10 protein-coding genes are annotated in these 10,786 nt (G+C 67.1%); 5 read left to right on the top strand and 5 right to left on the bottom strand.

From position 1 onward, the window contains the following. Positions 1-167: 167 nt before the first annotated feature. Both PO605_RS13860 and PO605_RS13855 read right to left on the bottom strand, forming a co-directional pair. Positions 168-878, bottom strand: a complete 711-nt coding sequence (locus PO605_RS13860; protein ID WP_017407350.1) for a transposase — start codon at positions 876-878, stop codon at positions 168-170. Between the two features lie 95 nt (positions 879-973). Beyond that, positions 974-1,813 (bottom strand): IclR family transcriptional regulator domain-containing protein, encoded by an 840-nt coding sequence (locus PO605_RS13855; protein ID WP_034364792.1) that lies wholly within the window; start codon positions 1,811-1,813, stop codon positions 974-976. Positions 1,814-1,899: 86 nt separating this feature from the next. Here PO605_RS13855 and PO605_RS13850 point away from each other — a divergent pair, with 86 nt between their 5' ends. From PO605_RS13850 to PO605_RS13830, 5 genes are all read left to right on the top strand, one after another. Beyond that, positions 1,900-2,601 carry a 3-oxoacid CoA-transferase subunit A gene (locus PO605_RS13850; protein WP_012207359.1) on the top strand — a complete coding sequence of 234 codons (702 nt, stop codon included), beginning with the start codon at positions 1,900-1,902 and terminating at the stop codon, positions 2,599-2,601. A gap of 26 nt (positions 2,602-2,627) precedes the next feature. Continuing rightward, the gene (locus tag PO605_RS13845) at positions 2,628-3,287 is read left to right on the top strand and encodes a 3-oxoacid CoA-transferase subunit B (protein WP_026062883.1); all 660 of its coding nucleotides are present in this window, start codon (positions 2,628-2,630) and stop codon (positions 3,285-3,287) included. 71 nt (positions 3,288-3,358) lie between these two features. Next, positions 3,359-4,570, top strand: coding sequence for a 3-oxoadipyl-CoA thiolase (gene pcaF, locus PO605_RS13840; protein WP_012207361.1), 1,212 nt, complete (start codon positions 3,359-3,361; stop codon positions 4,568-4,570). Positions 4,571-4,577: 7 nt separating this feature from the next. Continuing rightward, positions 4,578-5,318 carry an SDR family NAD(P)-dependent oxidoreductase gene (locus PO605_RS13835; protein WP_047473605.1) on the top strand — a complete coding sequence of 247 codons (741 nt, stop codon included), beginning with the start codon at positions 4,578-4,580 and terminating at the stop codon, positions 5,316-5,318. 164 nt (positions 5,319-5,482) lie between these two features. Next, positions 5,483-6,490 (top strand): Bug family tripartite tricarboxylate transporter substrate binding protein, encoded by a 1,008-nt coding sequence (locus PO605_RS13830; RefSeq protein ID WP_047473603.1) that lies wholly within the window; start codon positions 5,483-5,485, stop codon positions 6,488-6,490. A 189-nt stretch (positions 6,491-6,679) separates the two neighbouring features. Here the strand turns inward: PO605_RS13830 and PO605_RS13825 are convergent, their stop codons facing one another. The 3 genes from PO605_RS13825 to PO605_RS13815 all read right to left on the bottom strand — a co-directional run bounded on the left by PO605_RS13825 (position 6,680) and on the right by PO605_RS13815 (position 10,712). Continuing rightward, on the bottom strand, positions 6,680-7,477 hold the full coding sequence (locus PO605_RS13825) for a hypothetical protein (protein WP_047473602.1): 798 nt from the start codon (positions 7,475-7,477) through the stop codon (positions 6,680-6,682). A gap of 95 nt (positions 7,478-7,572) precedes the next feature. Next, complete coding sequence (locus PO605_RS13820; RefSeq protein ID WP_047473600.1) at positions 7,573-9,090, bottom strand: alkaline phosphatase; 1,518 nt, start codon at positions 9,088-9,090, stop codon at positions 7,573-7,575. Positions 9,091-9,296: 206 nt separating this feature from the next. Beyond that, positions 9,297-10,712, bottom strand: coding sequence for an alkaline phosphatase (locus tag PO605_RS13815; protein ID WP_034364801.1), 1,416 nt, complete (start codon positions 10,710-10,712; stop codon positions 9,297-9,299). Positions 10,713-10,786: the final 74 nt, after the last annotated feature.

Raw genomic sequence — 10,786 nt, 5'->3', positions numbered from 1 at the left:
GCAGGGAACGCAAGATTAAGGCAAGGCATCACCTCATGCAATAAATTTATATAAGGGTCAGATCCCAATTAATTCCAGAACAAAAAAATCGGAAATTAATGAGGGACATATTTATTTCACAGAGGCCTGCGATGAGGAATCAAGCACTTGCAGGCCATCAGTGGGTACTAACGCACTGTTGTGGTGCGCTCATTGGTCCGTCCTGGCGGACGGCCGGCGCGCTGGCGGGTCACTCGGCGCTCGGTGCGCTGTTGTAAATCGGCAATGAATTGCTCATCGCCCAGCGCCCAGCCCCGCAGCGCCGACTGGCTGATGCGTTCGCCGTCATCGCTGCTGACGCCCTCTTCCACGGCCGACACATACGCCGCGTCGCGCGCAAACGGGGTGTTGCCCAGTTCCCAGAACACGGCATGCGGCTGGATCAGCGCGTCGCTGCGCAGGCCGGCGTTGTGCGCGTAGCTGGACCAGGGCCAGTCGGCCGGCCGCTGGACCAGGCCGGCGCGCACGGGGCTGTCGTCCATGAAGACCATGGTGGGCAGCAGCCAGCTGGGCTGCAGCACCGTGCCGCGATAGCGGCCTTCCCACAGCGTGCCGCTGCGGCCGTGGCGGTCGTTGAAGTAGCGGACATAGCGCCGGCCCACGGCCTGCATGAACCTGGGCAGGCCATCGTCGGTGCGCGGCGTGGCCAGCAGGTGGAACTGGCTGGGCAGGAGCACGTAGGCATGCACGGCCAGCTCGCAGCTGCGCGCCATCTCGCGCAGCAGCTCCAGCATGGTCTCCCGGTCCTGGGCATCGATGAAGATGTCCGCGCCGTTGTTGCCGAGCTGGATGATGTGGTGCGGCAGATCCGCAATGGTGAGTCTGGGCAGGCGGGCCATGGTGCTGGGTGCAGGCAAGCGGGTGCAGGGCGTGGAGCGGCAATTATGGAGCGCCCCGCCCCGCCCCGCGCTGCCGCACTGCGCCACACTCCGTTTTACAGGGAAAGACGCGACGAGGCCCTCAACAGCTGGCTCACCAGCTGCGTGGCGGCCAGCAGCCGGGGCAGCAGTTGCACGCGCATCATCTCGGCGCTGTTGCGGTTGGCCTGGCCGCTGATGTTGAGCGCGGCCACGGTGCGCCCTGCCGCGTTCTTCACGGGCGCCGCGATGGAGATCAGGCCTTCGGCCAATTCCTGGTCCACCAGGGCCCAGCCCTGGGCGCGCACCTCCAGAATGCGCTGGCGCAGGCGCTCGTCGTCCTGCTCAGTCAGCGCCGTGAACTGGCGGCGCTCGCGCGCATCCAGCAGGGCCTGCAGGGATTCATCGCTCTCGCCGGCCAGCAGCACGCGCCCCATCGAGGTCCAGCAGGCCGGCAGGCGCGAGCCCACGCTGAGGTTGGTGCTCATGATCTTGTGGGTGTGCACGCGCAGCACATAGACGATGTCGCCCCCATCGAGCACGGCGGCCGAGCAGGACTCCTTGACCTCGTCGACCAGGTTCTCCATCACGGGCTCGGCCAGGTTCCAGACCGGGGTGGAACTGAGGTAGGCAAAGCCCAGTTCCATGATGCGCGGCGTGAGCTGGAACAGCTTGCCATCGCTCTTCACATAGCCCAGCGTCTGCAGCGTCAGCAGGATGCGCCGGGCCCCGGCGCGCGTGAGCCCCGTGCGCGCCGCCACCTCACTGAGCGTCTGCGCAGGCGCCTCGGCGCTGAACGAGCGGATCACGCCCAGGCCGCGCGCAAAGGACTGCACATAGCTGTCGCCGGGGCGCGGCGTACCGCCCTCTTCTTCAACCCCACCTGTGGAAATTACGGAAGCGGCATTTTTTTCCATGGCTCTATAATTCTTTCTGCGAACTTTTGTTCTACATACGAACATCTTAGCGCAGCGCCAGCGGCCTGCATACCGGAGACAAGCAAGTGATCAACAAAATCACCGACACCATCGCCGAGGCGTTGTCGGGCGTCCAGGACGGCTCCACCGTGCTGATCGGGGGCTTCGGCACCTCGGGCAATCCCACCGAACTCATCGACGGCCTGATCGCCCAGGGCGCACGCGAACTGACCGTGGTCAACAACAACGCGGGCAACGGCGACCAGGGCCTGGCCGCGCTGCTCAAGAGCGGCCAGGTGCGCAAGATCATCTGCAGCTTCCCCCGCCAGGTGGACAGCTGGGTGTTCGACGACCTGTACCGCAGCGGCAAGATCGAGCTGGAACTCGTGCCCCAGGGCAACCTGGCCGAGCGCCTGCGCGCCGCCGGCGCCGGCATCGGCGGCTTCTTCTGCCCCACGGCCTATGGCACGGAGCTGGCCAACGGCAAGGAAACGCGCGAGATCAACGGCAAGCACTATGTGCTGGAGCATCCCATCCACGGCGACGTGGCACTGGTCAAGGCCGAGAAGGGCGACCGCTGGGGCAATCTCACCTACCGCATGTCGGCCCGCAACTTCGGGCCCGTGATGGCCACGGCGGCCAAGCACACGATCGCCACCGTGCACGAGATCGTGGAGCTGGGCGCGCTGGACCCCGAGGCCGTGGTCACGCCCGGCATCTACGTGAGCCAGATCGTGAAGATCGACCGCGTGGCCACCCAGGCCGGCGGCTTCAAGAAAACCGCATGAGCGCCCCAACCGCCGAAAGCAAGAGCATGAGCAGCTACCAGAAACGCAGCAAGCAAGAGCTGGCCCGGCGCGTGGCCGAAGACATCTTCGACGGCGCCTACGTCAACCTGGGCATCGGCATGCCCACCCAGGTGGCCAACCACATCCCGGCCGGCCGCGAGGTCATCCTGCAAAGCGAGAACGGCATCCTGGGCATGGGCCCGGCGCCCGCCGAAGGCCAGGAGGACTATGACCTGACCAATGCCGGCAAGCAGCCCGTCACCCTGCTGCCGGGCGGCTGCTACTTCCACCATGCCGACAGCTTCGCCATGATGCGCGGCGGCCACCTGGACATCTGCGTGCTGGGCGCCTTCCAGGTCTCGGCCACGGGCGACCTGGCCAACTGGAGCACGGGCGAGGCCGGTGCCATTCCCGCCGTGGGCGGCGCCATGGACCTGGCCGTGGGTGCACGCCAGACCTGGGTGATGATGGACCTGCTGACCAAGACCGGCGAATGCAAGGTCGTCGAGGCCTGCAGCTATCCGCTCACGGGCCTGTCCTGCGTCAAGCGCATCTACACCGACCTGTGCACGCTGGAATGCACGCCCGAGGGCCTGCGCCTGATCGACACCGTGCCCGGCCTCTCGCACGCCGAGCTGCAGTCCATCGTGGGCCTGCCCATCAAGGACGCGACGGCCACGGCCTGATCCCTCCGCTCCCCCAGTGGGTGCGCTGCGGCGCACCCCGGCACCTCTTCATTCTTTTCCCAGGAGACACCATGAGCCAGTCCAACCAGGCCTTCATCTGCGACGCCATCCGCACCCCCTTCGGCCGCTACGGCGGCGCCCTGTCCCCGGTGCGTGCCGATGACCTCGGCGCCGTGCCGATCAAGGCGCTGATGGAGCGCAACCCCGGCGTGGACTGGACGGCCGTGGCCGACGTGCTCTACGGTTGCGCCAACCAGGCCGGCGAAGACAACCGCAACGTGGCGCGCATGTCCGCCCTGCTGGCCGGCCTGCCCATCGATGTGCCGGGCGCCACCATCAACCGCCTGTGCGGTTCGGGCCTGGACGCCGTGGGCACGGCCGCGCGCGCCATCAAGGCGGGCGAGGCCCGCCTGATGATCGCGGGCGGCGTGGAAAGCATGAGCCGCGCCCCCTTCGTCATGCCCAAGGCCGAAAGCGCCTTCAGCCGCAGCAACGCCGTGTACGACACCACCATCGGCTGGCGCTTCGTCAACAAGCTGATGAAGCAGCAGTACGGCGTGGACTCCATGCCCGAGACGGCCGAGAACGTGGCCGACGACTTCAAGATCGAGCGCGAAGCCCAGGACCGCATGGCCCTGGCCAGCCAGCAAAAGGCGGCCGCCGCCATCGCGGCCGGCTACCTGGCCAAGGAAATCGTGTCCGTGTCCATTGCCCAGAAGAAGGGCGACGCCATCGTGGTGAGCCAGGACGAACATCCGCGCGCCACCACCATCGAGGCGCTGGCCAAGCTCAAGGGCGTGGTGCGCCCGGATGGCACGGTGACGGCCGGCAATGCCAGCGGCGTGAACGACGGCGCCTGCGCCCTGCTGCTGGCCAACGAGGAAGCCGCCAGGCAATACAACCTGGTGCCCCGCGCCCGCGTGGTCGGCATGGCCGTGGCCGGCGTGGCCCCGCGCATCATGGGCTTCGGCCCCGCGCCTGCCGTGCGCAAGGTGCTGGCCCTGACCGGCCTGACGCTGGAGCAGATGGACGTGATCGAGCTGAACGAAGCCTTCGCCGCGCAGGGCCTGGCCGTGCTGCGCGATCTGGGTATTGCCGACGATGACCGCCGCGTCAACCAATGGGGCGGCGCCATTGCGCTGGGCCATCCGCTGGGCGCCTCCGGTGCCCGCCTGGCTACCACGGCCGTGAACCAGCTGCACACGCTGGGCGGCCGCTACGCGCTGTGCACCATGTGCATCGGCGTGGGCCAGGGCATTGCCGTGATCCTGGAAAAGGTCTGAGACAGCGATGAGCACCGTGGACAACAAGACACCCGTCACCGTGGTCAGCGGCGCCAGCAACGGCATCGGCCGCGCCATCGCCGAGGCCCTGCTGGCCCAGGGCCGCGCCGTGGTCAATCTCGACTACGTGCTGCCCGACTGGAGCCATCCGCTGCTGGTGAGCTACCAGGCCGACCTGACCAGCGAGCAGGCCACCGCCGAGGCGGCGGCCCGCATTGCCGCCGCGCACAACGTGGTGGCCCTGGTCAACAACGCGGGCGCCACGCGTCCCGGCACCATCGACAACGCCAGCACCCGGCATCTGGACGATGTGGTGGGACTGCACCTGCGCGCGCCCATGCTGCTGGTGCAGGCCTTCCTGCCCACGCTGCGTGCCTGCGGCGAGGGCCGCATCGTGAACATGTCCTCGCGCGCCGCGCTGGGCAAGCCCGACCGCATCGTCTACTCGGCGACCAAGGCGGGCCTGATCGGCCTGACGCGCACCCTGGCGATGGAGCTGGGCCGCGACCGCATCACGGTCAATGCCCTGGGCCCCGGCCCCATCGCCACCGAGCTGTTCACCAAGAGCAACCCCGAAGGCGCGCCGCAGACCCAGCGCATCCTCAACAGCATTGCCGTGGGCCGCATGGGCACACCGGAAGACGTGGCGCGCGCCGCGCTGTTCTTCCTGTCGCCCGACAACGGCTTCGTCACCGGCCAGGTGCTCTACATCTGCGGCGGCACCACGCTGGGCGTGGCGCCCGTCTGACCGACCCGTTTAACCGAACGCCTTCCCAGGCACAACCCCCTTCAAGAAGAACCACTGGAAGCGCCCGCCTGCACAGGCGTGCGCCACACAGGGCATTGCCCTGGCCCAGCCCGGCGTTGCCGGGCCCGGCCATCCACCTTATTGCCGAATCAGGAGACCTCTCGATGTTTGATCAAACCACCCGTTTCACCCGCCGCCGTGGCCTGCAGACGCTGGCCGCCGCATCCCTGACCGCGCTCGGCGCCCTGTCCGGCACCGCCGCCCTGGCCCAGGACGGCTTCCCCAGCAAGCCCATCACCATCCTCGTGCCCTTCGCCGCTGGCGGCACCACCGACATCCTGGCGCGCATCGTCGCCCAGGCGCTGCAGCAGGAGCTGGGCCAGACCGTGATCGTGGACAACAAGCCCGGCGCGGGCGGCAACATCGGCGCCGTGGCCGCCGCACGTGCGCCGGCCGACGGCTACACGCTGTTCATGGGCACCGTGGGCACGCATGCCATCAATGCCGCGCTCTACGCCAAGCCCGGCTTCGACCCCATCAAGGACTTCTCGCCCCTGACGCGCGTGGCCAACGTGCCCAACCTGCTGGTAGCCCACCCCAGCCAGCCGTTCAAGACCGTCAAGGAAATGATCGCCTATGCGCGTGCCAACCCCGGCAAGCTGAACTACGGCTCCTCGGGCAGCGGCAGCTCCATCCACCTGTCGGGCGAGCTGTTCCGCTCCATGACGGGCCTGGACATGGTGCACGTGCCCTACAAGGGCAGCGCCCCGGCCATCACCGACCTGCTGGGCAACCAGATCGCCATCATGTTCGACAACATGCCCTCGGCCATCCAGCATGTGCGCTCGGGCAAGCTGCGTCCCATCGCCGTGACCACGGCCAAGCGCTCGCCGGAACTGCCCGATGTGCCCACCGTGGCCGAAGCCGGCGTGCCCGGCTACGAAGCCACTTCGTGGTTCGGCCTGTGGACCCAGGCCAAGACGCCCGCTGCCGTGCAGCAGCGCCTGTACACGGCCATTGCCAAGGTGCTCAAGGACCCGGCCGTGGTCAAGAAGATCAACGACCAGGGCGGTGACGTCGTGATCGACACGCCGGCCGAATTCCTCGCCTACATCAAGGCCGAATCGACGAAGTGGAGCAAGGTCGTAAAAGACTCCGGAGCACAGGTGTAACTGGCCTCCCCCTGAGCCGCTGCGCGGCTTCCCCCTGAAGGGGGACGGCGCCATCGCCGCGAGGCGGCTCTTGCTCGGCGCCCCTGGTGTTAGGCTGCGCCGGTTTCCAGCGCCATGCGTTTGAGCATTGAAATGGGGAATAAAAAAGAGCTGCCTCCGGGCAGCTCTTTGCATTGGGGTGTCAGGTGCTCAATCCAGCAGATCGGAGTAGTCGCCCTTGTCGTAGCCTTCGATGGCCTTCCAGGGCTGGGCCAGCGGTGCGGGCAGCTTGCTGGCGGTGACGACGATGCGCTCGGTGCCGTGGGAGTCGCTGCGCTCCACGCGGCGGGCGAACTGGTTGGCCACGTCCCAGTCGATGACAGTGGTCTGCTCGCCTGCCGTGCCGCGGTAGCGCTGCACGCCGTTGTGCGGCTTGCCCACGCGCTCCATGCCCTGCAGCGCGGTGGGAGGCACGATCCAGTACACGTTGTCGAAGGAGCCGCCGTAGCCCACGTTGCCGTGGTGGGCCAGGTCCACGCTGATGACGCGCCGCAGCTTGGCCAGGATGACTTCCACGCCGACCTTGCCGTCATCGGCACGGCGGATGGACAGGGGTGCGGCGCGGGCTTCGTCATGGGCGTGGCCGGCGTGCGGGCCGTGGGCATGGTCGTGACCGTGCTCCTGGCTCTGGCGCAGGGCGGCGGGCATTTCGCGCTCTATCCACAGCTGGGCCTTGCGACGGTAGACGCGGTTGGTATAGACGCTGCTGCGCTGCACGCCGTCGCTGCCCACGCTCATGGCTTCATAGGTGATGCGCAGGTCGGCTTCGGGCGTGGCCTGCACGGCGGCCGTGGTGCGTGCCACGGAATCAGCGGGGACTGCGGCCGTGGGTGCGGATGCCGCCGCCTTGGCCGGCTCGGCGGCCCATGCTGCGGAGACGGAGCAGGCCAGCAGCGCGGCCGCGTAGATGTGGCGCGCCGCGCGCGGCGCCGGAAGGGAAAGCGTCATGGAATCCAGCCAATGCGAAAAAACCGGGGCCGGGCACACGCATGTGCCACGGCTCCGGCCAGGGGTTGGCAAGCAGCCAACGAAGGAAGAAACAATTACAGGCCAGCGGCTTCGCGGACCTTGGAGAACACCTTGGTGTTGTCCATCGTGCCCTTGAAGATCCTGGCTCCCGCGCCGCCAGCGAACAGCATCACGTCGCCACCGCCATGGGTCTCGGAGCCCGGCGTGCCCAGGTTCAGGCCCACCTCCTGCAGGTAGTTGTCGTCCGTGGTGTCCACGCCGCGGAGGTCCTGGCGCTCCGCGCCGCGCGTGGGCGCGATCCAGGGCTTGTTGCCATCTTCGGCATTGACCTGGCTGGAGGCCGTGGCGTTGGGACGTCCGCCATTGCCGAAGGCCAGCGTGGTGTAGGGCTTGCCGTCCTGGGCCTTGGCCATCTGGCCGCTCTGGTAGTCCTGCACCTTGCCCAGGATGGGGTTGCCGATCTTGGAGTAGCCGTTGAACACCATGTTGTGGTCGTGATCGGCGGTGACGACGATCAGCGTGTTCTTCAGGCCCGGATCCTTCTTTTCCATGTAGGCCATGGCGGTCTCGATGGCGCGGTCGAAGGCCAACGTGTCTTCCAGCGCACGCTTGGCATTGGTGCCGTGCAGTGCGTGGTCGATGCGGCCGCCTTCCACCATCAGGAAGAAGCCCTTGTCATTGCGGCTGAGCACGTCCAGCGCCTTGCCGGTCATGTCGGACAGGCTGGGCTCGTCCAGCCTTTGCTTGACGCGGTCCAGCTCGTAGGCCATTTCGCTTTGCGTGAACAGGCCCAGCAGCTTGGGCGCCTTGGTCGCGTCCAGGGCCGCCAGCTCGCTGCCCTTGGCGACATAGGCGTAGCCCTTGGCCTTCATCATGTCCACGAGGTTGGCCGTGTCCGTGCGCTTGCTGCTGGGGTTGACCGACTTGGGCAGGTAGTTGCGCTGGCCGCCACCCATGAGCACGTCGATGCCATCGCCCAGCCTGGCGTTGTAGTTGGCATGGCCGGGCACGGACTGCTCGGCAATGCTGTTGTAGCCATTGCGGTTGCAGATATGGGCATAGGTGGCCGCAGGCGTGGCATGGCCCACGCGCGTGGTGGAGATGGCGCCCACGGCGCGGCCCTTGGCCTTGGACAGCTCCAGCAGGGTCTGCGCGGGTTGGCCGTTGCCGGCCGGGCAGGTGGTGTCCTCGCCGTTGATGTACTGCTGGCCGTTGGCCGCGTAGGCCATGGTCTCGGCCGACATGGAGATGACTTCGTTGTTCATCTTCACGCCGGTCATGTAGGCGGCCATCGAGGGCGCGCTGTCCGTGGTCTGGCCATCGCGCGAGAAGGTCTTGATGCGGCTGGCGTAGGGAAGGGACTGCATGGTCAGCGTGGCGCGTTCGCTGCTGGCCAGGGAGCCGGCCTTTTCGGCCAGCTGCTTTTCACCCTTGTAGATGCGCGCGGCGGTCACGGTGACCGGGCCCATGCCGTCGCCAAGGAAGAAGATGACGTTCTTGGCCTCGCCAGCCGCATGGGCTGCAGGCGCCAGCAGCGCCAGCGCGCCGGCCACCGCCAGGGCGAGGGAGGTCTTTTGGAGGATCGGATGCATGTGGAATTCCTTGAATACTTTGAATGCCTTGATTGCGGTACAAGACCCCGGTCGTACAGCGTGCTAGGACCGCATGAAACCGGCGTGGCCCAGGCGGCGGACGCCGAGCAAGGGCCGCCCCGCAGCGAGGGCGTCGTCGGCTGCCCGCACGCCCCCCTCCCGCGAAGCGAGAGAGGGGGAAGCGACGCAGTCGCTCAGGGGGTGTTTCATTGCAAGCCGATGCTCTTCTTGATCAGGTTGAACACGGCCGTGTTGTCGATCACGCCCGAGAACGTATCGGCACCCATGCCTTGAGCCCCCAGGAACACGTCGCCGCCGCCGTGGGTTTCGGAGGCCAGGGGCACCACGGCCTCCTGCAGGTAGTCGGGGCTCTCCAGCGAAGCCGCGTCGATGGGGCCGCGCGTGGCCAGGCGCTTGGGACCGTTGCCGAAGCCCAGGATGGTGTAGGGATTGCCATCCACATCGGTGGAGGCCTTGCCGTCCACGTAGTTCTTGACCAGGCCCAGCACGCCGGGCTTGCCGGCCTCGGTCTTGCCGGTGCGCGCGGCATAGCCGTTCAGGTGCAGCGTGTGGTCATGGTCGGCTGTGACGACGATCAGCGTGTTCTTCAGGCCCGGATCGAGCTTGGCCATCTTGTCCAGCGCGGTCTGGATGGCGTTGTCGAAGGCCACGGTATCCTGCAGCGCGCGGCGCGCGTTGGTGGCGTGCAGTGCATGGTCGATGCGGCCGCCTTCCACCATCAGGAAGAAGCCCTTCTTCTTGGCCGACAGCGCGTCGATGGCCTTGCCCGTCATCTCGGCCAGGCTCGGTTCCTTGGTCGCGTCGCGGTCCAGGTCATAGGCCATGTGGTCCTTGGTGAACAGGCCGGCGATCTTGCTGCCGTCCACGGGCAGCTTGTCGAACTCGCTCTTGTTGGCGGCGTAGCTGTACTTTTGCGTCTTGAACTCGGCGATCAGGTTGCGGCTGTCGTTGCGGCGGCCGCCGTCGGCCTTGGGCGTGAAGTAGTACGAGCCACCGCCCAGGATCACGTCCACGCCGTCGCCGAGCTTGCTGTTGTAGCCGGATCCGCCAGGCACCAGGGCCGCGGCAATGGTGTTTTCCGCATCGCGGTGGCAGACGTGCGAATAGGTGGTTGCCGGCGTGGCATGCGTGATGCGCGCGGTGGAGACCACGCCCGTGCCGTAGCCGGCGGACTTCATCTGCTCGAGCAGCGTGGGAACGGCCTGGCCGTTGCCGCTGGGGCAGGTGCTGTCGTAGTTGGTGTGATAGGCCTTGCCGCTGGCATCCGTGGCCTTGGTGTCGGGCGTCATGGAGATGACTTCGTTGTTCATCTTCACGCCGGTCATGTAGGCGGCCATCGAGGGCGCGCTGTCCGTCACCTGGGCGTCGTTCGAGAAGGTGTGGACGAAGGCCGTCTCGGGCAGCTTGTCCATGGTCAGCTCACCGTCTTCGCCCACGCTGTAGATGCGCGCGGCGGTCATGGTGGTGATGCCCATGCCGTCACCCAGGAAGAACAGCACGTTCTTGGTCGGGGTGGCAGCGGACGATCCATCGCTGCCGCCACAGGCGCTCAACAGCAGCGACGCACCGGCCAGCGCGCTGCACAACATCTTCAGTTTCATGCGGATATCCCTCTGTAGGCAGGGGACCCCGCGGCAAGGCCGCGCCCTCCCCCTGTTGATTGATTTGTGCACTG

Origin of the sequence: Delftia sp. DT-2, from assembly GCF_028401915.1 — a bacterium.
GTDB classification, from domain to species: Bacteria; Pseudomonadota; Gammaproteobacteria; order Burkholderiales; family Burkholderiaceae_C; genus Comamonas; species Comamonas tsuruhatensis.
The sequence above is the reverse complement of the archived record's forward strand: the minus strand, read 5'-3'. Positions and strand labels throughout refer to the sequence as shown.